Raw genomic sequence first — 26778 nt, 5'->3', positions numbered from 1 at the left:
ACTAAGATGACAGGGCCGTGCGGATCCGCCGGCGCTGTCGGCCAACCGGAGGATTGTTCGTGCCCGAGGTGACCACCCACACGCGTACCGTCCCGCTCGGCGAGACCGTTCTCGAACTGTCGTGGGCGGCGAGCACCGAGGTCGGACGTCGCCGCGAGGTGAATCAGGATGCCGTCCTCGCCGACTACCCGCTGTTCGTCGTCGCAGACGGCATGGGCGGACACCTCGGCGGTGAGATCGCCAGCGCCAGTACCGTCGAACGCCTTCGCGCGGTCGTCGCGACCGGCCCCGTCTCGACCAAGAACATCGAAAAGGCCCTGTCCCGCGCGGTCAAAGACATCGTGGCCCACCCCGAGACGACCGACGAGGGCACGGGGACCACGCTCACGGGCGTCTATCTCGAGACCCAGACGGACGAGCCCCACTGGGTGACGCTCAACATCGGCGACTCGCGCGTGTACCTCCTTCGCGACGGCGAGATCGTCCAGGTGACCACCGACCACTCGGTCGTTCAGGAGCTGATCGCGGCAGGCCGCCTGAGTCCCGAAGAGGCGGAGAATCACCCCTACGGGAACGTCATCACGCGCGCCGTCGGTCCGAGCGACAGCGTCAAGCCCGATTACCTGCGCCTCGACGTGCTCGACGGCGACCGCTTCGTGATCTGCTCCGACGGTCTGACCAAAGAGCTCACCGACTTCGGCATTCGCCACTTCCTCGAGGCAAACGCGAATCCGGCCGCCGCCGTCGAGGCGATGATGGCCGCCGCGCTCGAAAACGGTGGACGAGACAACATCTCGATCGTCGTGCTCGACGTCATCCGTCGGTCCGCCTAAATTCATCTTGACCGCGGAGACCCGCGGATTCTACGTTCGGCATATGACCTCCGCACCCGAACGGACGGCCGGCAAGGGCCTGGCCGCCGGCACCCTGGGCCTCTGGGGCTCGACCGTGATCGGTCTGGCATCCACCGCCCCGGTGTATTCCCTCGTGGCCACCCTCGGCTTCGTGGTTCTCGCCGTGGGAGCCTCGGCGCCGATCGCCTTCGTCCTGGCGTTCGTCCCGATGCTCTTCATCGCCTTCGCTTATCGCGAGCTCAACAACGAGGTGCCCGACTGCGGCACGACGTTCACGTGGGGTACGAAGGCCTTCGGGCCGTGGGTCGGGTGGATGGGCGGCTGGGGCGTCGCGGTGGCCGGAATGGTCGTGCTCGCCAATCTCTCCCAGATCGCGGGCATCTACCTGTGGTCGCTCATCGGCGACGGCTCCCTCGCCGAGAACGTCCCGCTCGTCACCGCGACGGGTGTCGCCTTCATCGCGGCCATGACCTACGTCAGCTACCGCGGGGTGGAGATCGGCGAGCGGATCCAGAACATCCTTCTCGCGGTGCAGTACCTCGTGCTCGCGCTCTTCGTGGTCCTGGCGCTGTGGAAGTTCTTCGACGGGACCGCCCCCAACCCCACCCCGTTCGACCTCGCGTGGTTCAACCCCTTCGGCTTCACCGACTGGAGCGGCTTCACCGAGGCGGTCCTGTTGGCGCTGTTCATCTACTGGGGGTGGGACACCTGTCTGGCCCTGAACGAGGAGACGAAGGACCCGAAGCGCATTCCGGGCCGTGCGGCGCTGCTGACGACTGTGATCCTGCTCGGCACGTACGTGACGGTGACGGTCGCGGCGATGATGTACGCCGGCGTCGGTGAGGACGGCGCCGGTCTGGCGAACCCCGCGAACGCCGACGACGTGTTCCTCGCGCTCAAGGACGGACTGTTCGGCCCGTTCGGGTGGGTGCTCATCGTCGCCGTGCTCATCTCGGCGGTCTCGTCGACGCAGACGACCATCCTGCCCACCGCGCGTGGAACGCTCGCGATGGCGGCGTACAAGGCGCTGCCGCACCGCTTCCAGACGGTGCATCCGCGGTACCGCACACCGTCGTTCTCGACCCTCGTCATGGGCATCGTCGCGAGTGTCTACTACGTGGGCATGACGATCATCAGCGACAACATCCTGCAGGATTCGATCCTGTCTCTCGGGCTCGCGATCGCCTTCTACTACTCCATGACCGGGTACGCCTGCGTCTGGTACTACCGTCGGCAGCTGTTCTCGTCGGCGAAGAACCTCGTGTACCGCGGCATCCTGCCCCTGCTCGGCGCGCTCATGCTGACGTTCGCCTTCGTGCAGTCGGCGATCGACATGTACGACCCGGAGTACGGCAACACCGTCCTGCTGGGGATCGGCGGCACGTTCGTGGTCGGCATCGGATCGCTCGCGATCGGTGTCGTGCTGATGGTGCTGTGGTTCCTGTTCCCCCGCTCCCAGCCGTTCTTCCGGGGCGAGAGCCTCAATCGCGAGACCGAGGTGCTCGTGCCGGACGAGCCGATCGCGCACCCGCGCTCGGTCGACGGGGGTATCTGAGCGGAGACGGTCTCGGATCGGCCGGGAGAGCCGTTCTCGAGGCGTCAGACCGCGGAGCGGATGGACCCGACCTCGCGACCGCCGCCGAGCACCGACAGCGAGAGCTGCGCGACCGTGTCGTCGACCTCCTGCGCGCTCAGGGCTCCGACCCGCTCGAGCAGACGCAGGGCGACGACGTGGCCGGCACGGTTGGAGCCGTCGAGCATCTTGAGGGCGACCGTCGTGCCGTCGGGAGCGGTCATGACCTGCACGCCCTCGGCGCCCATCTTCGAGAAGACGCCGAGTCGCTCGATGACGACCGTGTCGGGTCGCCCGGGCCCGTCGATGGTCCAGGGGTTCTCCTTCACCGCGCGCACGAGTGTGCCGGCGCTCCGGTGCAGGGCGAAGGGGGAGCGTTCCGACGAGGTCGCGATGCGCTGGATGGCCCGTGCGAGCCCGACGAGGCTCATGGCGTAGACGGGCGCGCCGCAGCCGTCGATGGCGGTGGTGGTCGTGCGCTCGCCGACAAGACGCTCGACGACCTCGCGGATGTGGGCCTGGAGCGGGTGCTGGGGGTCGAGGTAGTCGCCCGTGCTCCAGCCGTTGGCCACGCAGGTCGCGAGCATCGCGGCGTGCTTGCCCGAACAGTTCATGCGCAGCGGCGAGGGGGAGGCGTGGTCGCGCACCATGTCGTCGCGTGAGGCGGTGTCGGTCGGCCACGCAGCGGGGCAGCCCAGGTCGTCCTCGGTGAGGCCGGCGGACTGCAGGATGCCGCGGGCCACCTCGGCGTGACGCTCGGTGCCCGCGTGGCTCGCCATCGAGATCGCGAGACGTTCGCCGGCCAGATCGGCCCCGGCCGAGAGGCACGCCAGGGCCTGGAGCGGCTTCATGCTCGAGCGGGGGAGGAAGAGGGCGCTCGCCTCGCCGAGGGTGAGCTTCTCGGATCCGTCGGGGGCGAGGACCACGGCGACGCCGTAGTGACGGGATTCGACGAAGCCGTTGCGGTCCACGACGGCGAGCTCGACGGAGGCGGGAGGCGTTGCGGGCATCCCCCCATCGTATCCCCGGGCCCCCTCCGCCCCCGGGCGCGCGACGGCGCGTGAGAGGACGTCGGCGAGGGGAAAACCGACCGGGATCGCGACCAGAACAGGACGGGTCTCGTTCATCGGAGCGACCCGATTCGGACCCGCGTCCGGAGGGGACGCTGCCTACAGTCGGGTCGCCCGCTTCCGCGGGCCGCTCCCCACAGCTTCGAGTCGTCTGCTCCCGCCGCCCACGAGCGCCGACTCTCCGCGGCGCCCGTCCGCGCGCCGCGGGGGAGCGTACGCACCCGGAAGGACCCGTCACCCATGACCCCCACCCGATCGCGACTGCTCCGCGCGGCCGCGACCCTCGTGGCCGCCGCGAGCCTGCTGGCATCCGCTCCCCCCGCTGTCGCGGCCACGGCCCCGGCCAACGCCGTCGGGGCCGCGCAACTCGTCCTCGTCGAAAGCGTCCACGCGAGCGGCAAGGTGCTCCAGATCGGGGCCGGCGACGCGCAGGTCTCGAGCGCACCGGGAGCGACCGTCCCCGCCGTCGCCTCGATCTCGTCGATGGCGCAGGCCGACCCCCGGACGCTCTCCGCCCAGGCTCTGCGTCTGTACCCTGTCGTCGGCTCGGCCCGCACCTTCCTGATCGCCGACCAGAAGGACCGGGTCCTCATCCGCTCGCGCAACGATCAGGAGACGTTCCGCTACCTGCAGACGGCCGACGTCGCAGACTCCGCCACCGACCCCTACGCCCAGTGGGAGCTGCGCGACGCGGGCAACGGCACGGTGAACCTCGTGAACGTGCAGCGCGATCGCGACGGCAAGGAGTCGGCTCTCGACCTCTACAACTGGAAGACCGCCGACGGATCCGAGGTGCAGACCTACACCCTCAACGCCTCCGCCGCGGTGCAGCAGTGGCGCGTGCACCCCCTCACCCCGACCGTGACCTCGCCCGCGGTCGTGACGACCCCGGGCGTGCTCCCCGCGCTGCCGAGCAGCCTCACCGGGCGCTACGGCTGGGGCCGCACGATCACGCTGTCGCCCATCACGTGGGCGATGCCCGCCGCGACGACGTGGCTGACCCCCGGAGTGGTGTCGGTCGCCGGCTCCGCGAAGGGCCTCTTCGGTGAGGACGTCGCGCTCTCGGCATCCGTCGCCGTCGGCGCGCTCTCGGATGCCGCCGACTCCTCGCTCACCACCTACGCCGGCGCGACGGTGGCCGAGGTCGCCATGCGCGCCCCGAGCACGGTCCAGCGTCGCATCGGCGACACCGGGCAGAGCGTGACCGCTGCCGTGCGGTGGGACTTCTCGAAGGTGACGGATGCCGCGTTCTCGACGCCGGGGACCGTCAGGATCCCCGCGGTATCGGGACTCGGCTTCTCGGCCACCCTTGTCGTCACGGTCGCCGCGGCTCAACAGGTGAACGTCCTGCGCCAGTCGGGAGTGCACCCGGACTGGTCGTTCAAGGACTCCACGACCTTCGCGCTGACCGACGGCAACCGCACCGCCACGGGCTTCGCCGACTGGCGCTCGGGCGGGGCCGCGAACCGCGTGAACCCCAACCGCGTGACCTTCTACCTCGATCAGCCGCGACAGATCACCGGCGTGAACGTGTACGACATCGGCGGCAAGCAGAACATCGGCTCGGTCACGGTGCAGTACCGCACCACGCGCGGGGGGTGGGCGAACCTGCCGTCCGCGACGACCTGGCCGTCCGCGAACACCTCGACCGATCTGCGTCTCGAGGTCACCGCGTCCCGACCGGTCCTGGCGACCGGGCTCCGCGTGCTCGTGAAGAACAAGACCTCGTCCACCTGGATGACCCTGTCCGAGATCGAGGCCTACGGTCCTCAGCTCACCCCCGTCTCCTGAACGACACCCCCGACATGAGAAGAGATATGTTCCCTCGTCTGCGCCGCTCGGTACGCGGCATCTCGGCCGGAATGGTCGTCGGCGCGCTCGCCGTCTCGAGCCTCGCCTTCGGCGGTGCCTCGGTCGCGCTCGCCGCCTCCACCACGACCTCGACCTCGACCCCCGGCGCGCCCGCCGCCTCCTCGGCGGCGGGACCGGCGACCGCGTCGACCCCGGGCACCTCGGCGGCGTCCGGCTCCACGGCGGCGGCCGTCTCGGCATCCGGGACGTCCTCGTCGGCGGGACGCTCGAGCTTCCTGCTGCCGGTGCTGCCGGACACCCAGTTCTACTCGCGCTACAGCGCCTCGCAGTTCGTGCCGCAGTACGGCACCAACCCCTTCGAGGTGCAGACCCAGTGGGTCGTCGACAACAAGAAGACCCTCAACATCCCGTTCGCGATGCAGCTGGGTGACGTCGTCGACCAGCAGGGCAAGAGCGACCAGTGGAGCGCCGCGGCCAAGGCGATGAAGATCCTCGAAGACGGCAAGGTGCCGTACTCGGTGATCCCCGGCAACCACGACGTGGCCGACCAGGGGGCGCGCTCCTCGGAGGGCAACGCCGCGAACTACCTCGCGAACTTCGGCGCCTCGACGCTGCAGCGCCAGGGCGGCTCGACCCTGCTCGGAACCTTCCAGAACGGTTACTCCTCGGCCTACCGTTTCTCGGCCGAGGGTCACGACTGGGTCGTGCTGTCGCTGGGATGGAACGCCTCGGACGACACCTTCGCCTGGGCACAGGGGATCCTGGATGCCAACAAGGGCGTGCCCGTGATCCTGTCGTCGCACGCGATCATCGGCATCGACCAGGACCAGGTGTCGCCGACCAGCTGGTGGTACGGCGACCTGCTGTGGGACAAGCTCATCCGCAAGAACGACCAGATCGTGCTGACGCTGAACGGGCACTTCCACGGCGCGACCATGCGCACGCTGACGAACGACTTCGGGCACCCCGTGCACGAGGTGCTCACCGACTACCAAATGGCCGCGGACGGCGGGAACGGCATCATGACGCTGTTCGAGTTCGACCTGTCGGGCGGGAGCATCGACGTGTCGACCATCTCGCCGTGGGTGGGCAAGAAGCACGCCGACTCGCGGACCTCGACCGACGCCCCCGTGCTCACCGGCACCTGGCAGCAGTTCTCGCTCGCGATGGACTTCGGCTCGCGGTTCGGGTGGGGAGCGCCCTCGGCCGCCCAGGCCGATGGCTCCGACCTCACCGCCGCCGCGAAGGACATCGTGTCGCGGGGATGGACCGGGTCGTCGACGGGGGAGAAGCTCGCCGCCGCGGGCGACGCCTCGGACTACTTCGCCGTGCCGGGGACCGTGGCGCACTGGCGCTTCGGCGACGTGAAGGAGGGTGTGGTCGACGAGAACACCGTCGTCCCCGACATCGCCGGGTCGAGCCCGATGTACCGTCTGCCGCTGGAGCAGACCGACGCCCCCGACGAGCTCGACGACGTCGCGGTCACCCACAAGGACGTTCCGTTCTACTCCGCCGACCGCGGCGCAGTGTGCTTCAGCGACGTGCATCGCAACGCCAGCGGCCCCGACAACCTCGCCTTCCTCACGACCGAGTACGGCGCTCCGGCGACCTCTGCGCATCTGAACGCCCAGTCGGGGTACACCCTCGAGACCTTCCTGCAGATGGATGCCGACTGGACCGAGGCCGCGAACCGCTGGGGCGCCGCGATCAGCCGCGGCGGCGCGCGTAGCTGGATCGGCATCAACGACTCGTCCGACGAGGGGGCGGGAGCGGCGTGGCTGGGGATCTCGAACCTGCGTGAGTACCAGTTCTCGGCGGCGGATACCGCGTCGAAGAACTCGTACACGCTCTGGTCGGGAGAGATCATGCCCGGGAGCTGGCACCATGTCGCGATCGTGGACGACCCCGCGGCGGGAACGGTGATCATGTACGTCGACGGCGTGCCGGTCCTGCGCAACGCCTCGGGAGTGGGCGGCATGATGGCCGCCGATCTCATGCCGTGGGTGATCGGTGCGTCGCTGTGGAACACCGAGCCCGAGCACGGCTGGTACGGGTGCGTGGGTGAGACCCGCATCGTCGATCACGCCCTGCCCCGCGAGCAGTTCCTCTTCCAGCGCGCCGACCTCGACGCCACCGCCTCGGCCTTCGCCGTGACCACGCCGTTGTCGGGCGTGCTGGCCTCGACCGCGACGGTGCCGACCCTCGAGGGGCGCGGTGTCGTGGGTGCGCAGGTCGCGGTCCGCGTCGACGGGGCCGACGCGGGCTCGACAGCCGTCGGCGCCGACGGCGCGTGGCGGTTGACGCTGAAGACGCCCGTCGCAGGCGTCGGCGCGCACGCCCTGTCGTTCGCTCAGTCCATCGGCACGCGGGTCGGGTCGCCGCTCGAGCTGACGGTGACGATGGGAGTGGATGCCGCGTGGACTCCCGATCCCGAGAAGGTGGCGACCGACAAGGAGGGGACGGTCACCGTCACCCCGAGCACCTTCCACGCCGGAGACACGGTGACGGTCGGCGTGCCCGCCGGTCTCGAGGGGAAGGACCTCTACGGGTTTCTCTTCTCGCAGCCGACGGGGCTGGGCACGGCGACCGTGGCGAACCGTGCGATCTCGCTCACGGTTCCCGGGAGCGTGCCCGCGGGCCAGCACCGTCTCGCCGTCTACACCGCGACGGGTGAGCTGGTGGGCTGGGCGCGCGTGAGCGTCGCTCGTCCCGTCGTGACCGTCGACCCGGCTGCGGGCGCCGGTGGCGCTGCGACCGCGGGCACCACGGGCGCGAGCGCCGGCGGGCAGCCGTCGACCCCGCGTCGGGGCGATCTCGCGGCCACCGGTGTGGCCTCGGGAGTCCTGGCCGCTCTGTCGGGCGTCGCCCTGATGCTCGCCGTGCTCGGTCTGGTGCTGCGACGGGTTCGCCGCCGCGCCTGACGATGACGCGAAAGGATCCCCGTCCGGCTCGCCCGGGCGGGGATCTTCGCGCTCCAGTGGCCCGCGCGCGGGCGCGGACGGGCAGACTGGGGACATGAACGGAGAGCACCACTACCGCCTGCGATCGACCTGGACCGGCGACCTGGGGACGGGCACGAGCGGGTACCGCGACTACGAGCGTGCCGTGACCCTCGAGGTCGACGGAAAGCCCGCGATCGCGGCATCCGCCGACAAGCCCTTCCGCGGGGACCCCGCCAAGTGGAATCCCGAAGAACTCCTGATCGCCGCGCTCAGCGAGTGCCATCTGCTGTCGTACCTGCACGCGTGCGTCACGACCGGCGTCGTCGTCACCGGTTACGAGGACGACGCCACCGGCACGATGCAGGAGGACGGCAACAGCGGGGGAGCGTTCACCGAGGTCGTTCTGCGCCCCCGCGTCCGCGTGGCCGAGGAGTCCATGATCGAGGCGGCGGTCGCCGCCCACCGGCAGGCGCGCGAATGGTGCTTCATCGCCAACTCCGTCAACTTTCCCGTGCGACACGAACCCGAGGTCACGGTCGGCTGAGCGCCGAGCGTCGCGGGGAGGATGCCGCGGCGTCGTACAGTGAGCGCATGCAGCTCGAACCCGCCCTGCGCCGACTCGACCGGATCGCCGGGGGCCGTCAGGCCGATCACCGCGTCGCCGTCTCCACCGACCCGAAGGTGCACCGCGCCTTCCGCGCCATCACGCTTCTGCTTGCGGTCGGTTTCGTGCTCGGTGTCGCGACGGTCGTCGTCGCCCTCGTCATGACGATGAACGGCGACGACGTCGGCTTCGCCGTCTGGATGCGCTGCCTCGTGGTGCTCGCCATCACCACGACCCTGTTCTACTTCCTCTGGCGTGCCCGCGTCGGCTGGTACTGGGCGTTCCGTCGGCTGCAGCTGTTCAGCCGCATCTTCCCGGTCATCGCCCTCGTCCTCGCCGCCATCCCGGGGCTCTACCCGTTCTGGGTCGTCAGTGAGCAGATTCTCTTCGCGATCCTGCTCATCGGCGTCTCGGACTACCTGCAGTCCGACGCCGTACGCGCCGCATACCCCAAACCGCAGCGCTGAGTCGCTGGCATCCGCGTGCCGCGAACCCGGCGTGTCGGGGGAGCGAGCGATCTCTGCGACGGCCTCAGGACCTCACGGCCCCGAGAACCGCGGGAACGACGGAACCCCGCCGGCATGAGGCCGACGGGGTTCCGTCGTTCGTGAGGGGCGGGATCAGCGCACGTCGTCGTCGATCCAGTCCATCGACTTGGTGACGGCCTTCTTCCACAGGCGCAGTTCTCGCTCGCGCTCGCCGTCGTCCATGTTGGGCTCCCAGCGCTTGTCTTCCTGCCAGTTGGCACGCAGGTCGTCGAGGTTGTCCCAGAAACCGACCGCGAGGCCCGCCGCGTACGCGGCGCCGAGGGCGGTGGTCTCCGCGACGACCGGACGCACGACCGGCACGCCGAGGATGTCGGCCTGGAACTGCATGAGCGCGTCGTTGGCGGTCATACCGCCATCGACCTTGAGCTCGGCCAGGTCGACGCCGGAGTCGGCGTTGACGGCGTCGAGCACCTCACGCGACTGGAAGGCCGTGGCCTCCAGCGCGGCGCGGGCGATGTGACCGCGGTTGACGTAGCGGGTCATGCCCACGATCGCGCCGCGGGCGTCAGGACGCCAGTACGGTGCGAACAGGCCCGAGAACGCCGGCACGAAGTACACGCCGCCGTTGTCGTCGACGCTCTCGGCGAGCTTCTCGACCTCGGGGGCCGAGGAGATGATGCCGAGCTGGTCGCGCAGCCACTGGATGAGCGAGCCGGTCACGGCGATCGATCCCTCGAGCGCGTAGCGGGCGGGCTGGTCGCCCAGCTTGTAGCCGAGGGTGGTCAGCAGGCCGTTCTTGGAGTGGACGATCTCTTCACCGGTCTGGAAGATGAGGAAGTTGCCCGTGCCGTAGGTGTTCTTGCTCTCGCCCGGGTCGAAGGCCGCCTGGCCGAAGGTCGCGGCCTGCTGGTCGCCCAGGATGCCGGCGATCGGGGTCTCGCGCAGAAGCGACGAGGACTCGACGGTGCCGTAGACCTCGGAGGAGGAGCGGATCTCGGGGAGCATGGAGGCGGGAACGCCGAAGTCGGCGAGGATGTCCTCGCGCCACGAGAGGGTCTCGAGGTCCATGAACAACGTGCGGCTGGCGTTGGTGACGTCGGTGGCGTGCACGCCGCCGTCGATGCCGCCGGTGAGGTTCCAGAGCACCCAGGTGTCGGTGGTTCCGAACAGCAGGTCTCCGGCCTCGGCCTTCTCGCGGGCTCCGTCGACGTTCTCGAGGATCCAGACGATCTTGGTACCCGAGAAGTAGGTCGCCAACGGCAGGCCGACGATGCTCTTGTAGCGCTCCGGATCGCCGTCGGCGAGGCGGTCGACGATCGACTGCGTGCGCGTGTCCTGCCACACGATGGCGTTGTACACCGGCTTTCCGGTGTTCTTGTCCCACACCACCGCGGTTTCGCGCTGGTTGGTGATGCCGACGGCGGCGATGTCGTGGCGGGTGATGTCGGCGCGGCTGAGGGCCAGGCCGATCACCTCCTGGGTGTTGCGCCAGATCTCGGCGGGGTCGTGTTCGACCCAACCCGCGCGCGGGAAGATCTGCTCGTGCTCCTTCTGTCCGACGGAGACGACGCTCCCGGACTTGTCGAAGATCATCGCGCGCGTCGAGGTCGTGCCCTGGTCGATGGCGAGGACGTAGTCGGCCATGGATGGACTCCTTTGTCAGTGTCTGTGATGGGTGAAGCGGAAGGGAGGAGGGCGCGAGAGCGTCGGGCGACGCCCTCGCGAAGAGTGATTACTTGCCGAGACCGAGGAGCACGGGGGCCAGCAGACCCGCGAGCAGGCCACCGACGAGGGGACCGGCGACGGGAACCCACGCGTAGCCCCAGTCGCTCGAACCCTTGCCCTTGATGGGGAGGATCGCGTGGGCGATGCGGGGTCCGAGGTCACGGGCGGGGTTGATGGCGTATCCGGTCGGGCCACCGAGGGAGGCGCCGATGCCGACGACGAGCAGGGCCACGGGAACGGCCGAGAGACCGCCGATACCGGCGGGGACGCCGACGCTGGCCACACCGTAGTCGGCGAAGCCGAAGATCACGAACACCAGGACGAACGTGGCGATGACCTCGGTGAGGAAGTTGAAGCCGTACGAGCGGATCGCGGGGCCCGTAGAGAACACGCCGAGCTTGGCGGCCGGGTCGGGCTCGTCGTCGAAGTGCTGCTTGTACGAGGCCCAGGCGAGCACGGCACCGATGATGGCGCCGACCATCTGCGCGGCCACGGCCACGAGGAACTGGACGAAGGAGATCTTGCCGGCGACCAGGAGGCCGATCGAGACGGCGGGGTTCAGCTGAGCGCCGGAGTAGGCGGAGACGATGACACCGGCGAAGACCGCCAGGCCCCAACCCCAGTTGACCATCAGGGTGCCGCCGGCGTTGCCCTTGGTCTTGGCGAGGGCCACGTTGGCGACCACGCCGCAGCCCAACAGGATGAGCATCGCGGTGCCGACGACCTCCGAGAGGAAGTACAGCCCCAGGTTCACTTCTTGCATGTCGTCATCGACCTTTCTTTCGTCGCCCGGACACCTTCGGCTCGGGCGGTAGTGCGGCTCGGTGCTCCGAACCTACGGCTCACGTGCGGGCGCGCAACAGGTGGCGCGCCCGCACGTTCTCTCAGATTCGGGCCACCCCGGCCTGTGCCAGATCGACACGGTGCGCGGAGCGGAGAATCTCAGTCGTACGGGCCACTTCTTCGTCGACGTGCGCGGAGTCCCAACCGAGGGGCTCGGCGACCGCCTCGGCGACCTCTCGCAGCGTGCGCTCGGTCATGCCGCCGACGAATGCGAGATGCGTGCGGCGCAGCAGAACGTCGATCAGGTGCACGACCTGCTCGTTCTTCGCGATGAAGGCGAGCTCCTCGCGGTAGTAGCCCGCCGCATCGGGAACCGGCGTCGGCTCGGCGGGCAGGGCGGCGAGGATCGCGTCGGCGCGGGTGCCGTAGCGCTCCAGCATCGCCTCGACGAGCTCCGCGGAGTGCGCATTCGTGCGCGCGGCGATCCAGCGGCGACGCTGCTCGGGCGTGGCGGGGAAGCCCGCGCCGCCGCCGATGGGCAGCCCCTGGGTGCTGACGCGGTGGGGGCGGCGCAGCTTCTGCAGGGTCTTCATGCTGAGGTGCTCGGCGAGGGCTCGAAAGGTGGTCCACTTGCCGCCGACGAGGCTCATGGCGGGGACACCCGCGACCTCGTCCTCGACGATGCGATAGTCGCGCGAGACGAAGCCGGGGGCGGTGTCATCGTGGCGGGGGAGCGGGCGGATGCCCGAGAACGTGTAGACGATCTGCGAGCGGTCCACGCCGATGGTCGGGAAGACGTGACCGATGAGGTCGAAGAAGTACTCGATCTCGTCGTCGGTGCACACGACCGGCTTCGAGGGATCGGCGTCGATGTCGGTGGTGCCGACCAGGACGCGGTCCTTCAGCGGGTAGATGAGGACGATGCGGCCGTCGGAGTGCTCGAAGAAGATCTCGCGACCGCCGGTGGCGGCGAGCAGCTCGGGGTTGTCGAGCACGATGTGCGAGCCCTTGGTGCCGCCCATGAAGGTCGTGTCCAGACCCATGGCCTTGTTCGCGAGGTCGGTCCAGGGTCCGGCCGTGTTGAGGACGACCTTCGCCTTGACGCTGAACTCTTCGCCGGACACCTCGTCGCGTACGCGCACGCCGTTGGCGTCGGCACCGACGGCCGAGACGTAGTTGACGGCCTGCGTGCGGCCCGCGCCGGCCTCGATGCCGTCGCGCAGCACGTCGAGGGCGATGCGCTCGGGGTCGTGCATCGAGGCGTCGAAGTAGGTCGCGGTGTAGGCGAGGTCGGGGTTGAGCTTGGGCAGCTCGGACAGCGACTTCTTCTTGCCGAGGAACTTGTGGCGGGGGACGGATCCGCCGTCGCGCGAGAAGGTGTCGTACATGATCAGGCCGACCTTGATGAGAAGGGCGCCGCGCTCATTGGGCTTGCCGCGACCGTGCGTGACGAGAAGGCGGAAGGGTGCCGACAGGATGCCGGAGAACGTCTTGTAGATCGGGATCGTCGTCTCGAGCGGCTTGACGTAGTGGGGGGCCGTCTTGAGCAGGTCGTTGCGCTCGGTGACCGCTTCTTTCACGAGGCGGAACTCGCCGTTCTCGAGGTAGCGGATGCCGCCGTGGACCATGTGGCTGGAGGCCGAGGAGGCGCCGGAGACGAAGTCGCCCCGCTCGACGAGTGCGACGCTGACGCCCTGGAGGGCGAGGTCGCGGAGGGTGGCGAGGCCGTTGATGCCCCCACCGATGATGAGGACGTCGAGGTCTTCGGCGTCGCGGAGCGCCTGGACGTCGGCGCGGAGCGGAGTAGCGGGGGACGACATGTCGACTGCGACCTTTCGTTGTTGGTACGACGATCACAATGCGCCTGTCTGCACGTTGTTGCAAGCCCCTTGAACAAACGTGCAGAATGGTGTCCATGAAGGTAACCGAACGGTGGTGACGCAGACGGAAGAGCGCTCCCGCGACGCTCTGCGGGCGGCACAGCTCTACTACATGCAAGACCTGACGATGGATGCCATCGCTCACGAGATGCGGGTCTCCCGATCGTCGGTGTCGCGTCTGCTTCAGCACGCCCGCGACGTGGGGCTCGTCACGATCTCGATCAGCCCTCCCGACGACGCTCGGGGACAGATGGCCCAGCGGATCGCCGATCGCTTCGGCATCACCGCCCACGTCGTGCCCACTCCCGCGCGCACCTCAGAGGCCGAGCGGCTCGAACGAACGGCGCTGACCGCGGCGCGCATCCTCGCCGAGCGCGTCGAGTCATCGATGACGGTGGGCGTCGCCTGGGGGTCGACGCTCTCGGCCGTCGCCCGCCACGTGCCGCAGAAAGACGTGCACGACACCCACATCGTCCAGATGAACGGTGCGGCCAACGTCCGCACCTCCGGCATCCCGTACGCGGGAGAGATCCTGTCCAAGCTCGGAGCGGCCTGGTCGTCGTCGGTGCACCAATTCCCGGTGCCCGCTCTCTTCGACGATCCGCAGACGAAGCAGGCGATGTGGCGCGAGCGCTCGGTGCGATCCGTGCTCGAGATCCAGCAGCGCGTCGGTCTGTTCGTCTTCGGGCTCGGCTCTCCGCACGCAGACGTGCCCTCGCACGTGTACAGCGGCGACTACTTCGACGAGCGCGACCGCGCCGTCATCGAACGCGAAGGCGTCGTCGGCGACTGCGCCACGGTGTTCTACCGCGCCGACGGGTCGAGTGACATCCCCGAGCTCAACGCCCGCTCCAGCGGCCCCGACCTCGACACGGTCCGGCGCATCCCTCGTCGCTTCTGCGTCGTGTCGAGCCTGTCCAAGCTCGACGGGCTGCGCGGAGCGCTCGCCGCCGATCTCGTGACCGAGCTGGTCGTCGAGGAGTCGCTCGCGCGGCGCCTGCTCAGCGTCACGCGCTGACGCCTGTCGCGCCGAGCGCTCAGCGCTCGCCGAACCCGTCGGCGATGAGCGACTCGAGCTCGTCCAGTGCCGCTCTCGCTTCGGGACCCGACGCGCTCACTCGCACGCGCGATCCCTGCCGGATCCCCAGCGCCATCAGCGCGAGCAGGCTCCGCCCCGAGACCTCGGCGGAGCCCGTCTCGAGATCGGCGATGCGCACCTCCGCATCGTGTCGGGACGCGGCCTTGACGAAGGTGGCCGCGGGCCGCGCGTGCAACCCGGAGGGGTTGGTCACGACGGCCTCGAAGGAGAGCGTCTCGTCGGCCGGGTCGTCCGTCGCGACGGCACCGGATGCCGGGCCCCCGGCGTCTGCGCCCAGCTGCCGCGCCTTCGCGTCCCCGGCGGTGGCGCACTCGGCCGCCACGGCTTCGAGGTCGCCGCCGCCCGCGGCGGTCACCACGGCTGCGACGAGTCCCTCCACGAACGGAGCGGGACTGAGGCGGACCCGTTCGGGCTCCGCGACGAACTCCAGGGCCGTCTCGGCGCTGAGAATCGCGGAACCGAGGTCCATCAGGACGAGAACCCCGTCTCCGGAATCAGCGTCGTCGATCGCGGCGGCGATGGCCACGGCATCCGTTCCCAGATCGTCGTCGGGGCCGCCGGCTGCGATGCGAAGCGTCGGGGGGTCATCCCCGCCCATCTGCAGGGCGAGGTGCGCCGCGGCCTCCGCAAGCGCGCGCGAGTGCGAGACGGCGACCAGGCCGATCACTCGTCGGCCGCCAGGGTGTCGCGCAGAGCCTCGAGCAGCAGGGTCGCCGAGCTCGCGCCCGGGTCGAGGTGGCCCGCACTGCGCTCGCCCAGATAGCTCGCCCGGCCTTTGCGCGCCACGAGGGGTTCGGTCGCGTCGCGTCCCCGGGCCGCGGCCTCCGCAGCGGCGCGGGCGGCCGCGGCGGGGCCGTCGCCGGCGGCGGTGTCCCAGGCATCGAGGGCGGGAGAGAGTGCGTCGATCATCGTCTTATCGCCGAGCTCGGCCTTTCCGCGAGCCACGACCCCGTCGACACCGGCGCGGAGGGCGGCGCCGAGGGCGTCGGCATCCACTTCTCCCCCTGCTGCGAGGGCGGGGCCCATGCGGAGGAAGAGCGTTCCGTAGAGCGGCCCGCTCGCGCCGCCGACCGATGACACGAGGGTCATGCCGACGGTCTTGAACAGGTCGGCGGGGGTATCGGGCACGGGCTCGAGCTTCGCGACGACCGCGTCGAGACCGCGGGCCATATTCGAGCCGTGGTCGGCGTCGCCGATCTCGGAATCGAGCCGGGTGAGCTCGTCCTTGTGCTGCTGCACGGCGTCGCGGAACGCGCGAATCCACGCCACCAGGTCGGCGGTCGAGACCGAGCCGCTCATGCGCCCCACCGCATCCCCGGCGTCACGACGGGGGCGTCCCACAGGCGCAGCATCTCGTCGTCGGCTTTCACGACGGTCAGCGACGCGCCGGCCATGTCGAGGCTCGTGATGAAATCGCCGATCAGCACGCGCTGCACGTCTACCCCGGCCTCGGCGAGCAATGGCGCGATCTCTCCGTACAGCAGGTACTGCTCGATGAGCGGGGTACCGCCGAGGCCCGACAGCAGCACGATCGCCGGCCCCACGGGCTCGGCGAAGTCGCGCACGATCGGATCGACCATGAGCGCTGCGATCTCTCGAGCGGAGGCCAGCTTCACGCGCGAGCGGCCGGGCTCGCCGTGAATGCCGACGCCGACCTCCATCTCGTCGTCGGGGAGGTCGAAGGTGGGGCGGCCCGCGGCGGGGACCGTGCAGCTGGTGAGGGCCACTCCCATCGATCGGCCCGCGGCCGCGACCCGGCGGGCGAGATCGGCGACCGCGGCGAGGTCGGCCCCCTCTTCGGCGAAGGCGCCGACGACCTTCTCCAGGATGACGGTGGTGCCGGTACCGCGGCGACCCGCGGTCCAGGTGGAATCGGTCACGGCGACGTCGTCGGCGACGACGACCGACTCGACCCGCACGCCCGCGGCTTCGGCGAGCTCCGCCGCCATCTCGAAGTTCAGTACGTCGCCGGTGTAGTTCTTCACGATGTGGAGCACCCCCGCACCCGAGTCGACCGCCTGCGTGGCGGCGAGCACCTGGTCGGGGGTGGGGGAGGTGAACACCTCTCCGGCGGCCGCGGCGTCGAGCATGCCGAGGCCGACGAAACCGCCGTGCATCGGCTCGTGCCCGGATCCACCGCCCGACACCAGCGCCACCTTGCCCGTGCGCGTCGCCTCCGCCCGCAGGATGACACGGTTCTCGGCATCCACCCGAAGGTCCGGATGAGCTGCGCGGATGCCGCGGAGGGCCTCCGCCAAGACGTCGGCGGGGTCGTTGACGAACTTCTTCACGGTGCCTCCTCGTTGTGGCGACGACGGTTCGGGCCGTCGGATTCGACCCTGCTCGCCGGGCGTCGTCACGTCAAGGAGGAACTGCCGGTGAGGGTCGAGAGTCAGAGGCGCTCGTGGGGGAGCACCTGCTTGATGCGCTCGATCGGGTTCTGTGCGGGCGCCTCGTTGTAGGCGTTCGCGAGCTCCTGCTCGCTGAGGGCATGGATCGCCGCCATGATCTCGTCGGTGGCGCCGCGACGCGCGCGTCCCGAGGCGGCGGCGCCGTGCGGGGAGAGATCGAGGGGCGCGCCGAAACGCACCGTGATGCGTTCCGCGGTCGTGGGGATCTTCGCGCCGACCGGCATGACCTTGTCGGTGCCGATGAGCCCCACCGGAACGACCGGGGCGCCCGTCTGCAGTGCAAGGAAGGCGACCCCGGTGCGGCCCTTGTAGAGGCGGCCATCGAGCGAGCGCGTGCCTTCGGGGTAGAGCGCCACGGCCCGGCCATCCTCGAGAAGGGTGCGCTGCTGGTCGAGGGCGTCGAGGGCCTTCTGGCCGGCTCCGCGCTCGACGGGGATCGCGCCGATCGCGGTGAAGAACTGGCGCGACGCCCACTTCTCGAAGTACGCCGACTTCGCCATGAAGTGCACGGGGCGGGGGGCGGCGACGGGGATGGCGATCGAGTCGATGAACGACAGATGGTTGCTCGCGAAGATCACCGGCCCGGTACGCGGGACGTTCTCTCGTCCCTCGATGCGCGGGCGATAGACCGCGCGCGCCAGAGGGGCGATGAGGAAACGTCCGAGGCGGTAGGTCGCGCCCATCTGCTCCGGCACGGTCACGGGGGTCTCGGCGGGCAGGTGAGAACTCACTCGATGAGGCTACTCGCCGCCGCATGCTCCTGCGCGCATGGTGCGCGCGATGACATGCCGACACGCGGCGGGCGCCCTCGTACACGGGCCTCTCAGCCGCGGCAAAGCCGGATGCGGGAGGATGGACGCTTCCTGTCTTCCCTCGAGAGGTCACCCGTGCGCTTCCGCCCGATCGCTTCCCTGTCCGTCGTCGCCGCCGCGGCGTTGCTGCTGGCCGGGTGCTCCGGTTCACCCGATGAGGCATCGACGCCCGACGCGAGCGGCTCGGCCGACGCCGGCCAGTGCCAGAGCGCGCTCGCCGACGCGCCGGCCCCCGACGGTCTCGTCGTCTCGGGCGATTTCCAGGGCAAGGTCAACGTCACTCTTCCCGACGGCTACACCCCCTCTGCTCTGCAGCGCACCACCCTGGTCGAGGGCACCGGACAGCAGATCAAGGCGGGCGACGTCCTGAAGGCCAACTTCACGCTGATCGACACCGCCTCGGGCGCCGTGCAGCTGCAGACGCTCGATACCGAGCCGGCCGGCATGGACACGCTCGTCTCCTCGCAGCAGATCTTCGGCGCCGCCCTCGAGTGCGCGCCCATCGGCTCGCGCACCGTGTCGTCGTTCCCCGCCGGCACCCTGGGCGAGGGCTCGCCCGCCTTCGTGCTCGTCGCCGACGCCATCTCGGAACTGCCCACCCGCGCCGAGGGCACCGAGGTCGCTCCCGTGGACGGCATGCCGACGGTGAGCTTCGACGACAACGGCGCCCCCACGACCACGACGAACGCCGACGGCAAGCAGATGCTGCCCCAGCCGACCGCCCCGGCTCCCACCGACGTGCGCATCGAGAACCTCCGCCAGGGTGCGGGGGAGACCGTGAACGCCGGTGACCAGGTCATCGTGCAGTACACCGGAGCGCTGTATGACAGCGGGCAGGTCTTCGACTCGAGCTGGCAGCGCGGCACCCCCGCGCAGTTCCAGACCGACCAGGTCGTCGACGGTTTCCGTCAGGCCCTCGAGGGACAGACCGTCGGCTCGCAGGTCGTCGTCGTCATCCCGCCCGCCGCGGGCTACGGCGACAAGGCGCAGGGCGACATCCCGGCCAATTCGACCCTGTTCTTCGTCGTCGACATCCTGGGCGTCCAGCACGCCACCATGGCGGGCTAAGTAGGCTGAGGGCATGCGCCGCGTCCTCATCCTCGGTTCCACCGGTTCGATCGGGACGCAGGCGCTCGACGTCATCGCGAACAACGCCGACCGCTTCGAGGTCGTCGGGCTCGCCGCCGGCACCGACCGGGCCGGTGTCGAGGCGCAGGCTTCGGCCTTCGGGGTCGAGCACACCGCTCTCGGCGCCGTCGAGGCGGAGCAGCTCGTCCGCGACGTCGAGGCCGACGTGGTGCTCAACGGGATCACCGGATCGGTGGGCCTCGGCCCCACCATCGCCGCCCTCGAGGCGGGGCGCACCCTCGCCCTGGCCAACAAGGAGTCGCTGATCGTCGGCGGCGAACTCGTCACCGCACTCGCGGCACCGGGGCAGATCGTTCCCGTCGACTCCGAGCACTCCGCGATCGCGCAGGCGCTGCGCTCCGGTCACGCCGGAGAGGTGCGCCGGCTCGTGCTCACGGCATCCGGAGGCCCCTTCCGCGGACGATCGCGCGACGAGCTGCAGGACGTCACCCCCGCGGAGGCCCTCGCGCACCCCACGTGGGACATGGGCCGCGTCGTCACGACGAACTCCGCGACACTCGTGAACAAGGGCCTCGAGGTGATCGAGGCGCACCTGCTGTTCGACGTGCCGTACGACCGGATCGCGGTGACCGTGCACCCGCAGTCGATCGTGCACTCGATGGTCGAGTTCGTCGACGGCTCGACCATCGCCCAGGCGTCGCCGCCCGATATGCGCCTGCCGATCTCGCTCGGTCTCGACTGGCCGCACCGCATCGCCGGCGTGGGCGCCCCGCTCGACTGGACGCGCGCCTCGCAGTGGACCTTCGAGCCCCTCGACGAGAAGGCCTTCGGCTCCGTGGCCCTGGCCAAGAAGGTCGGCCGGGCGGGCGCCACATACCCCGCCGTGTTCAACGCGGCCAACGAGCAGGCGGTCGACGCGTTCCACGAGGGGCGTCTGAGCTTCCTCCAGATCGTCGAGCTCATCGAGCGCGTCGTCGATCGCCACGAGCCGCCCGGGAAGCTCATGCGCGAATCGCTCGCCGAAGCCGAGAGTTGGGCGCGACGCACCGCCGACGAGATCATCGCGGCGCGCTGAGTCCCGAGCGGGCGGTCGGCCGGTTCAGGCCGGGAAGTCGACCGGGCGCTCCGGGTCGGACGACGGGGTGCTGTCGACGGGGTACGGAACCGGCCACTGCGGGTCGGGTACGGGCCATCCTGCAGCGCGTAGCGCGCGGCGCGACAGTTCGCGCGCCGAATACGGGGTGCGCACGCCGCGGATGTCGCGGTAGTCCTGGTGGCCGGGACCGGCCCACAGGATCGCGTCGCCCTCTCCGACGAGCTTCACGGCCTCGAGGATCGCGCGCTCCGGCGGGGTGAACTCCAGGATCTCGGCGTCGGGTCGAGCGCGCCGTGCGCCCTCGACCAGCACCTCGCGGATGGTGTCGGGGTTCTCGTGGCGCGGGTGGTGATCCGTGACGACGAGGATGTCGCTTCCCTCGACCGCCGTGCGGCCCATGTCGTGACGCTTCGTGGCGTCGCGGTCGCCGTCGGCGCCGAACACCATGACGACCTTGCCGGGCGTCACGCGCCGGACCGCGGCGAGAGTCTTCTCGAACGCGTCGGGGGAGTGGCCGAAGTCGACGTAGACCGCGGGGCCCGCGGCGCCCGACACGAGCTGGGTCCGACCGGGCAGCGATGCCTCGATGTGCGAGCCGTCGAGGGTGCTGTAGAGGTGTTCCCAGGTGTAGCCGGTCTCGAGCAGCATGACGATCGCCAGTCCCGCGTTCGCGGCCATGTGCCGACCGATCACGGGCACGACGGTGGTGAGGGAGCGGCCCTTGCCGTCGCTGAGGGTGAACTCGGTGCCCTCTTGGCGCTCGTCGACGATGTCGACGGTCCAGTCGGCGGATGCCGCGGCGGCGGCGTTCTCGCTGATCGCCGGGGTGGCGATGGTCACGACGGGGATCTCGGCGCGTGCGGCGATCTCGGCGCCGGAGGCCGAGTCGAGGCAGACGACCCCGCGACGGGCGCGGTCGGGGCGGAAGAGGGGCAGCTTCGCCTCGAAGTACTCGCGCATATCGGCATAGTCGTCGAGGTGGTCATGGGTGAGGTTCGTGAAGCCCGCGACGTCGAAGACGAGGCCATCGACCCGGTGACGGGTGAGCGCCTGCGCGCTCACCTCGACCGCGACGGCCTGCACGCCGCGCTCGCGCATGAGGGCGAGGAGGGCGTGGAACTCGGAAGCCTCGGGGGTGGTCAGGCGCGAGACGATGACCTCGCCCGCGATGTGGCGCTCTGCCGTCGACGACAGGCCGGTGACGACCCCGAGCTGGCCGAGGATGCCCTCGAGCAGGTGCGAGACGCTCGTCTTGCCGTTGGTGCCCGTTGTCGCCAACAGCTGGGGGAGCGTGTCGTCGGGCCCGGTGCCGTACACCCACGCCGACAGGTCGCCGAGGAGCGCACGAGGGTCGTCCACGACGACGATCGGAAGACCCGCGGGGCCCGCGATCTCGGCGCCCGCGTCGTCGGTGATGACCGCGACGGCGCCGCGCTCGGCGGCGGTGGCGGCGAATTCCGCCCCGTGCCGGTTCACGCCGCGGATGGCGACGAAGGCTTCGCCGGCCCGCAGATCGGCGGTGGCCAGCGTGAGGCCGGTGAGGGTGGTCCGGTCGACGTCGCCCACGGTGCGGACGCCGTAGCGTCGGGCGAGTTCGGCGAGGTCGCGGCGCGGCGGGTTCTCCGGGCGGAGGACGGGCGGCAGGTTCGAGGGGGCGGCGGAGGACATCGCATCCATTCTCTCATCCGGCGTCGCACAGACACCGCATCGGGGCCGCACGGGCCGTTCAAAGGCGTGCGGCGGTATCGTCGGCGGGTGACTGCGATCGCGTTCCTCATCGGCGTCATCGTGCTCGTGCTCGGCCTGGCCGTCTCGATCGCGCTGCACGAGGTCGGGCACCTGCTGCCCGCCAAGCTCTTCGGCGTGCGCGTCGGCCAGTACATGATCGGTTTCGGACCGACACTCTGGTCGAAGCGCATCGGCGAGACGGAGTACGGCCTCAAGGTGCTGCCGCTCGGCGGCTTCATCTCGATGGCCGGGATGTACCCGCCTGCGCCCGAGGACGCCAAGCCCGGCACGAAGCGCTCGCGCTTCTTCGCGACGATGGTCCAAGACGCCCGCGACGCGAACGCGGAGACGCTGATCGCCGCCGACGACCGGGTGTTCTACAAGCTGCCGGTCTACAAGCGGATCATCGTCATGCTCGGCGGCCCGGTCATGAACCTCGTCCTCGCCGTGGTGCTGTTCACGATCGCGCTCAGCGGTATCGGCATCCAGCAGGGCACCACCACCGTCGCGTCGGTCTCGCAGTGCGTCATCCCCGCGAGCGAGGGCCGCACCGAGTGCACCCCCACCGATCCCGTCGCTCCGGCGGCGGCCGCCGGCATCCAGCCCGGTGACAGATTCGTTTCGATCGACGGCACTCCCGTCTCGACGTTCGCCGAGGCCGCCGCGATCATCCAGCGTTCGCCCGGGAAGCAGCTCTCGGTCGTCATCGATCGCGACGGCGCGCAGCGCACCGTGCAGTTCACGCCCGCGACCACCGACCGCGCCGTCACCGACGCGAACGGCCGTCCCGTGGTCGACGCCTCCGGCGCGACCGAGTATCAGACCGTCGGATTCGCGGGGATCAGCCCGCAGAGCGCGCTCGTGCGTCAGCCCATCGGCACGAGCCTCGAGGCGACGGGGCAGTACATCGGCTCGGTCGCGCAGATCGTGTCGCAGTTCCCCGTGCGGATCTACGACGTCGTCGTCGACACCCTCAACGGTCAGCCGCGTGACGCGAACAGCCCCATGAGCGTGGTCGGCGCCGGCCGTCTCGCCGGCGACATCGCCGCCGTCGACGCGCCGATCCTCGACCGCGTGCAGACCATGATCACGTTGCTCGGCGGCCTGAACATCGCCCTGTTCGTCTTCAACCTCATCCCGCTGCTCCCGCTCGACGGTGGTCACGTCGTCGTGGCGCTGTGGGACGGCATCAAGCGTCAGATCGCTCGCCTGCGTGGCACGGTCGCCCGTCCCGTGGATGCCACGAAGCTCGTGCCCGTCACTTTCGTCGTCGTGATCCTGCTGGTGGCGACGGGCGGGGTGCTGTTCCTCGCCGACATCGTCAACCCGGTGCAGTTGCTGTAGACGAGCCGGCGGATCGACCCTTTCGCGGAGAAGCGTGAGCCGGTAGGTAGTCCGCCGCGGTCAGAGCGCGTGCGCGATCAGACGCTCCAAAGTCCGCATGCCGTCGCGCGACAGGATCGACTCGAGATGCCCCTGCACGCTCGCGAACGCGGGGCCGCGGAGGGCGTAGACGTCGCCGGTCTCGGGGTCGGCCGCGACCTCGGCCGGGATCTCGATGCGACCCTCCGGGACGGGGAGGGGAGCCCCCGTCGACTCCCCGCGCGCGGTGATCGACTCGACCACGATCCCGCGCTCGGTCGTCCCCGGCGCCACGCGCGCCGTGAACGTGTTGTAGAACCCGATCGAGGCGTCCTCGCCGAAGACGTCGACGCTCTTCTGCAGGCCCTGGTGCGGCTGCGCGAGAGGAGCGAGATCGATGCCGAGCTGGTCGGCGAGGATCTGGTGGCTCAGGCAGACCGCGAGAAGCGGAGCGTGGCGGAAGAGGCGGCGGGAGACGACGCGGCGCATCGCGGACATGCGCGGGCTGTCGTCGCGCGGGTCACCGGGGCCGGGGCCCGAGATCACGAGGTCGGCGGCATCGACCTCGTCGTTCGACGCCTGCGACCAGTGCACGATACGGGTGTCGAGTCCCAGGTGCCGCAGCTGGTGCGCGAGCATCGTCGTGAAGCGGTCCTCGGCATCCACCACGAGCGCCGTGCGGCCCGCGAAAGGGCCCGACCCGTCGGGGTCCTGCGGGTTCATCCAGAAGGGCGCCAAGCGATCGTTGCGGGATGCCAGCAGCTCGGCGATCGCGGGATCCTCGGCGAGCGGTCGGCGCGGGGCGGCGGGGGCGTCGGCATCCGCCCCCTCGGGGGCAACCGGTACGTCGCGCGGAATCGCGCCGATCGCGCCGAGCACGCCGGCGGCCTTGCCGTGGGTCTCGCCCACCTCGCCGTCGGGGTCGGAATGGCGCACGAGCGTCGCCCCGACCGGGACGCGCAGGCGCCCGTCGACGAGGTAGGCCGTGCGGATGAGGATCGGCGCGTCGAGGTCGTGCGTGGGCCCCTCGACCGAGCCGTTCGGGGTGAAGAGGGCCGCGACGCCGGAGTAATAGCCACGCGGAACGGCCTCGTGCCGGGCGATCACGGTGCACGCGTTCTGCATGGGGGAGCCGGTGACCGTCGGGGCGAACATCGTCTCACGGAGGATGTCGCGCGGGTCGAGGTCGCTCGAGCCGCGCAGCATGTACTCGGTGTGCGTGAGGCGCGACATCTCTTTGAGGTGGGGGCCGGTGATGCGGCCACCGTCGCTGCAGACCGCGCTCATCATCTTGAGCTCTTCGTCGACGACCATGAAGAGCTCCTCGGTCTCTTTGGTCGATCGCAGGAACTCGGCGAGCGTCTCGGCCGTCGCCCCGCCCGCCGGGTGCCGGAAGGTTCCCGAGATGGGGTTCATCGTGACGATGCCGTCCTTGGCGCTCACGTGCGCCTCGGGACTCGCACCCACCGCGATGTGATCGGCGGTGACCACGGCGAAGGTCCAGTACGCGCCCTTCTCGTGCTCGAGCAGGGCGCGGAACCACGTGAGCGCGGCGATGCGCGGGTCGACGTCGACACCCGCGACGAAGTCGCGACGGATCACGAAGTTGGCGCCCTCGCCGCGACCGATCTCCTCCGCGATGACGCGGCGCACGATGGCGGCGTAGTCCTCGTCGGTGATGTCGAAGCCGGCGTCCGCAAGAGGGACGGGGGAAGAGGGGAGGGATGCCAGGGCCTCCGCCCGCGGCACCGAGACGCGGTCGTCGATCACCAGGCACCGCAGCGGTGCCCCGTCGTCATGACAGACGAAGCCGCGCTCGCGCACCTGGCGGTAAGGCACGAGAGCGAGCACTTCGCGGGCGACGCCCTCGGCATCCGTCAGGGGGATGTCGGCGAGGAGCTCCACGTCGACGACATCTCCCGTGAGAACCTCGACGGTCGCCCCGTCACGGGCGATGAGAGCGAAGGGAGCGGAACCTGCGGCGAGGTCCGTGAGCAGTGTGGAGGGGTCGAGCCCGGTCATCGAGAGTCTTTCCGTCTGTGCTGAACGAGGATCCGTCGCGGCCGCCGAAAACACGAAGACCGCCCGGGTTCCCCAGGGGGAGGGCGGTCTGTTGCATGCGTGCGCACCGCCTAGACGGTGGGCCACCAGGATGTGTGAGCGCGCATGGCGCCGAACCTACCACAGCAGGCTTTCGGCACCGGTTCAGGCGCCGCACGGTGAGGGCGGCGTAGGCTGAACGCGTGCCTGCTGTGAACCTCGGAATGCCCCGCGTGCCGGAGACCCTCGCGCCCCGTCGCAAGACCCGCCAGATCCGCGTCGGCAAGGTCCTCGTGGGCGGCGACGCTCCGGTGAGCGTCCAGTCGATGACCACGACGCCCACGACCAACATCAACGCCACCCTGCAGCAGATCGCCGAGCTCACGGCATCCGGCTGCGAGATCGTGCGCGTCGCCGTGCCGTCACAGGACGACGCCGACGTGCTGCACATCATCGCGAAGAAGAGCCAGATCCCGGTCATCGCCGACATCCACTTCCAGCCGAAGTACGTCTTCCAGGCGATCGACGCCGGCTGCGGCGCGGTGCGCGTGAACCCGGGCAACATCCGCAAGTTCGACGACCAGGTCGGCGCGATCGCCAAGGCCGCGAAGGACGCGGGGGTGTCGCTGCGCATCGGCGTCAACGCCGGTTCGCTGGACCGTCGCCTGCTCGAGAAGTACGGCAAGGCCACGCCCGAGGCACTCGTCGAGAGCGCCGTGTGGGAGGCCTCGCTGTTCGAGGAGCACGACTTCCACGACTTCAAGATCTCGGTCAAGCACAACGACCCGATCGTCATGGTGAAGGCTTACCGTCTGCTCGCCGAGCGCGGCGACTGGCCCCTGCACCTCGGCGTCACCGAGGCGGGCCCCGCGTTCCAGGGGACGATCAAGAGCGCCACGGCGTTCGGCATCCTGCTCTCGGAGGGCATCGGCGACACGATCCGCGTCTCGCTGTCGGCGCCGCCCGCCGAAGAGGTCAAGGTCGGTCATCAGATCCTGCAGTCGCTGAACCTCCGCGAGCGCAAGCTCGAGATCGTTTCGTGCCCCTCGTGCGGCCGCGCGCAGGTCGATGTCTACACCCTCGCCGACGACGTCACCGAGGGGCTGAAGGATATGACCGTTCCGCTGCGCGTCGCCGTCATGGGCTGCGTCGTCAACGGACCCGGCGAGGCGCGCGATGCCGACCTGGGCGTGGCTTCCGGTAACGGCAAGGGGCAGATCTTCGTCAAGGGAGAGGTCGTCAAGACCGTGCCCGAGAGCGAGATCGTGGCCACCCTCATCGCCGAGGCCAACCGCCTCGCCGCCGAAATGGGCCCCGACGCCGCCACCGGCACCGCGCAGGTCATCACGGCCTGAGCCCCGCGCGTCGTCGCCGGCCTACCGGGCTCTCATCGCCTCCCCACAGCATTCG

Annotated in this window: 21 protein-coding genes; 11 read left to right on the top strand and 10 right to left on the bottom strand. The window is 70.0% G+C overall.

Annotated features, from left to right (window positions below):
* Window positions 1–59 precede the first annotated feature (59 nt).
* Window positions 60–833: a PP2C family serine/threonine-protein phosphatase gene (locus DEU35_RS01620; protein ID WP_116238874.1), complete on the top strand. Its 774-nt coding sequence runs from the start codon at window positions 60–62 to the stop codon at window positions 831–833.
* A gap of 43 nt (window positions 834–876) precedes the next feature.
* The gene (locus DEU35_RS01615) at window positions 877–2409 is read left to right on the top strand and encodes an APC family permease (protein WP_116238428.1); all 1533 of its coding nucleotides are present in this window, start codon (window positions 877–879) and stop codon (window positions 2407–2409) included.
* 44 nt (window positions 2410–2453) lie between these two features.
* On the opposite strand, the gene DEU35_RS01610 is transcribed toward DEU35_RS01615, so the two are convergent.
* Complete coding sequence (locus DEU35_RS01610; RefSeq protein ID WP_180993481.1) at window positions 2454–3437, bottom strand: asparaginase; 984 nt, start codon at window positions 3435–3437, stop codon at window positions 2454–2456.
* 300 nt (window positions 3438–3737) lie between these two features.
* Between DEU35_RS01610 and DEU35_RS01605 the strand changes: the two genes are divergently transcribed.
* The 4 genes from DEU35_RS01605 (at window position 3738) to DEU35_RS01590 (ending at window position 9322) form a co-directional block, all read left to right on the top strand.
* Window positions 3738–5288 carry an RICIN domain-containing protein gene (locus DEU35_RS01605; protein ID WP_116238426.1) on the top strand — a complete coding sequence of 517 codons (1551 nt, stop codon included), beginning with the start codon at window positions 3738–3740 and terminating at the stop codon, window positions 5286–5288.
* A 26-nt stretch (window positions 5289–5314) separates the two neighbouring features.
* Window positions 5315–8230 carry a LamG-like jellyroll fold domain-containing protein gene (locus tag DEU35_RS01600; RefSeq protein WP_116238425.1) on the top strand — a complete coding sequence of 972 codons (2916 nt, stop codon included), beginning with the start codon at window positions 5315–5317 and terminating at the stop codon, window positions 8228–8230.
* A gap of 94 nt (window positions 8231–8324) precedes the next feature.
* A complete protein-coding gene (locus DEU35_RS01595) occupies window positions 8325–8795 on the top strand; it encodes an OsmC family protein (protein WP_103210280.1) in 471 nt (156 codons plus the stop codon).
* 47 nt (window positions 8796–8842) lie between these two features.
* Window positions 8843–9322: a hypothetical protein gene (locus tag DEU35_RS01590; RefSeq protein WP_103210283.1), complete on the top strand. Its 480-nt coding sequence runs from the start codon at window positions 8843–8845 to the stop codon at window positions 9320–9322.
* Between the two features lie 153 nt (window positions 9323–9475).
* Here DEU35_RS01590 and glpK read toward each other — a convergent pair whose 3' ends face one another.
* The 3 genes from glpK to DEU35_RS01575 all read right to left on the bottom strand — a co-directional run bounded on the left by glpK (window position 9476) and on the right by DEU35_RS01575 (window position 13671).
* Window positions 9476–10987 (bottom strand): glycerol kinase GlpK, encoded by a 1512-nt coding sequence (glpK, locus tag DEU35_RS01585; RefSeq protein WP_074694199.1) that lies wholly within the window; start codon window positions 10985–10987, stop codon window positions 9476–9478.
* 88 nt (window positions 10988–11075) lie between these two features.
* Window positions 11076–11831 (bottom strand): MIP/aquaporin family protein, encoded by a 756-nt coding sequence (locus DEU35_RS01580; protein ID WP_103210285.1) that lies wholly within the window; start codon window positions 11829–11831, stop codon window positions 11076–11078.
* Between the two features lie 121 nt (window positions 11832–11952).
* A complete protein-coding gene (locus DEU35_RS01575; RefSeq protein ID WP_103210287.1) occupies window positions 11953–13671 on the bottom strand; it encodes a glycerol-3-phosphate dehydrogenase/oxidase in 1719 nt (572 codons plus the stop codon).
* Window positions 13672–13783: 112 nt separating this feature from the next.
* Here DEU35_RS01575 and DEU35_RS01570 point away from each other — a divergent pair, with 112 nt between their 5' ends.
* Window positions 13784–14749, top strand: a complete 966-nt coding sequence (locus tag DEU35_RS01570) for a sugar-binding transcriptional regulator (RefSeq protein ID WP_116238424.1) — start codon at window positions 13784–13786, stop codon at window positions 14747–14749.
* Between the two features lie 19 nt (window positions 14750–14768).
* Here the strand turns inward: DEU35_RS01570 and dhaM are convergent, their stop codons facing one another.
* The 4 genes from dhaM to DEU35_RS01550 form a co-directional block, all read right to left on the bottom strand.
* Window positions 14769–15497, bottom strand: a complete 729-nt coding sequence (gene dhaM / locus DEU35_RS01565; RefSeq protein WP_103210291.1) for a dihydroxyacetone kinase phosphoryl donor subunit DhaM — start codon at window positions 15495–15497, stop codon at window positions 14769–14771.
* Complete coding sequence (dhaL, locus tag DEU35_RS01560; protein WP_116238873.1) at window positions 15494–16129, bottom strand: dihydroxyacetone kinase subunit DhaL; 636 nt, start codon at window positions 16127–16129, stop codon at window positions 15494–15496. The genes dhaM and dhaL overlap by 4 nt, the downstream gene beginning before the upstream one ends.
* Window positions 16126–17121 carry a dihydroxyacetone kinase subunit DhaK gene (gene dhaK / locus DEU35_RS01555; protein ID WP_103210293.1) on the bottom strand — a complete coding sequence of 332 codons (996 nt, stop codon included), beginning with the start codon at window positions 17119–17121 and terminating at the stop codon, window positions 16126–16128. The genes dhaL and dhaK overlap by 4 nt, the downstream gene beginning before the upstream one ends.
* 101 nt (window positions 17122–17222) lie before the next feature.
* Window positions 17223–17924, bottom strand: coding sequence for a 1-acyl-sn-glycerol-3-phosphate acyltransferase (locus tag DEU35_RS01550; protein WP_258027979.1), 702 nt, complete (start codon window positions 17922–17924; stop codon window positions 17223–17225).
* A 204-nt stretch (window positions 17925–18128) separates the two neighbouring features.
* Here DEU35_RS01550 and DEU35_RS01545 point away from each other — a divergent pair, with 204 nt between their 5' ends.
* Together DEU35_RS01545 and dxr are read left to right on the top strand one after the other, a co-directional pair.
* Window positions 18129–19121, top strand: coding sequence for an FKBP-type peptidyl-prolyl cis-trans isomerase (locus DEU35_RS01545; protein WP_103210297.1), 993 nt, complete (start codon window positions 18129–18131; stop codon window positions 19119–19121).
* A 13-nt stretch (window positions 19122–19134) separates the two neighbouring features.
* A complete protein-coding gene (gene dxr, locus DEU35_RS01540) occupies window positions 19135–20217 on the top strand; it encodes a 1-deoxy-D-xylulose-5-phosphate reductoisomerase (RefSeq protein WP_116238423.1) in 1083 nt (360 codons plus the stop codon).
* Between the two features lie 24 nt (window positions 20218–20241).
* On the opposite strand, the gene DEU35_RS01535 is transcribed toward dxr, so the two are convergent.
* Window positions 20242–21906, bottom strand: a complete 1665-nt coding sequence (locus DEU35_RS01535) for a Mur ligase family protein (RefSeq protein WP_116238872.1) — start codon at window positions 21904–21906, stop codon at window positions 20242–20244.
* A gap of 87 nt (window positions 21907–21993) precedes the next feature.
* Between DEU35_RS01535 and DEU35_RS01530 the strand changes: the two genes are divergently transcribed.
* On the top strand, window positions 21994–23310 hold the full coding sequence (locus DEU35_RS01530; RefSeq protein WP_103210300.1) for an RIP metalloprotease: 1317 nt from the start codon (window positions 21994–21996) through the stop codon (window positions 23308–23310).
* Between the two features lie 60 nt (window positions 23311–23370).
* Here the strand turns inward: DEU35_RS01530 and DEU35_RS01525 are convergent, their stop codons facing one another.
* Window positions 23371–25350, bottom strand: coding sequence for a chorismate-binding protein (locus DEU35_RS01525; protein ID WP_116238422.1), 1980 nt, complete (start codon window positions 25348–25350; stop codon window positions 23371–23373).
* A gap of 242 nt (window positions 25351–25592) precedes the next feature.
* On the opposite strand from DEU35_RS01525, the gene ispG reads away from it, so the two are divergent.
* Complete coding sequence (ispG, locus tag DEU35_RS01520; protein WP_056228466.1) at window positions 25593–26723, top strand: flavodoxin-dependent (E)-4-hydroxy-3-methylbut-2-enyl-diphosphate synthase; 1131 nt, start codon at window positions 25593–25595, stop codon at window positions 26721–26723.
* Window positions 26724–26778: the final 55 nt, after the last annotated feature.

It is taken from the genome of Microbacterium sp. AG157 (genome assembly GCF_003385695.1).
GTDB lineage: Bacteria > Actinomycetota > Actinomycetes > Actinomycetales > Microbacteriaceae > Microbacterium > Microbacterium testaceum.
Note: the sequence above shows the minus strand (reverse complement) of the source record. Positions and strands in the feature narration are given on the sequence as shown.

Bases quoted from the DNA above. Each gene is read 5' to 3' on its own strand.
- DEU35_RS01615 (WP_116238428.1), top strand. From the start codon at position 877: ATGACCTCCGCACCCGAACGGACGGCCGGCAAGGGCCTGGCCGCCGGC.
- DEU35_RS01595 (WP_103210280.1), top strand. From the start codon at position 8,325: ATGAACGGAGAGCACCACTACCGCCTGCGATCGACCTGGACCGGCGAC.
- dxr (WP_116238423.1), top strand. From the start codon at position 19,135: ATGCGCCGCGTCCTCATCCTCGGTTCCACCGGTTCGATCGGGACGCAG.
- DEU35_RS01525 (WP_116238422.1), bottom strand. From the start codon at position 25,350: ATGACCGGGCTCGACCCCTCCACACTGCTCACGGACCTCGCCGCAGGT.
- DEU35_RS01605 (WP_116238426.1), top strand. From the start codon at position 3,738: ATGACCCCCACCCGATCGCGACTGCTCCGCGCGGCCGCGACCCTCGTG.
- DEU35_RS01580 (WP_103210285.1), bottom strand. From the start codon at position 11,831: ATGCAAGAAGTGAACCTGGGGCTGTACTTCCTCTCGGAGGTCGTCGGC.
- DEU35_RS01610 (WP_180993481.1), bottom strand. From the start codon at position 3,437: ATGCCCGCAACGCCTCCCGCCTCCGTCGAGCTCGCCGTCGTGGACCGC.
- DEU35_RS01535 (WP_116238872.1), bottom strand. From the start codon at position 21,906: ATGTCCTCCGCCGCCCCCTCGAACCTGCCGCCCGTCCTCCGCCCGGAG.
- ispG (WP_056228466.1), top strand. From the start codon at position 25,593: ATGCCCCGCGTGCCGGAGACCCTCGCGCCCCGTCGCAAGACCCGCCAG.
- DEU35_RS01600 (WP_116238425.1), top strand. From the start codon at position 5,315: ATGTTCCCTCGTCTGCGCCGCTCGGTACGCGGCATCTCGGCCGGAATG.
- DEU35_RS01590 (WP_103210283.1), top strand. From the start codon at position 8,843: ATGCAGCTCGAACCCGCCCTGCGCCGACTCGACCGGATCGCCGGGGGC.
- dhaL (WP_116238873.1), bottom strand. From the start codon at position 16,129: ATGAGCGGCTCGGTCTCGACCGCCGACCTGGTGGCGTGGATTCGCGCG.
- glpK (WP_074694199.1), bottom strand. From the start codon at position 10,987: ATGGCCGACTACGTCCTCGCCATCGACCAGGGCACGACCTCGACGCGC.
- DEU35_RS01575 (WP_103210287.1), bottom strand. From the start codon at position 13,671: ATGTCGTCCCCCGCTACTCCGCTCCGCGCCGACGTCCAGGCGCTCCGC.
- DEU35_RS01550 (WP_258027979.1), bottom strand. From the start codon at position 17,924: ATGGGCGCGACCTACCGCCTCGGACGTTTCCTCATCGCCCCTCTGGCG.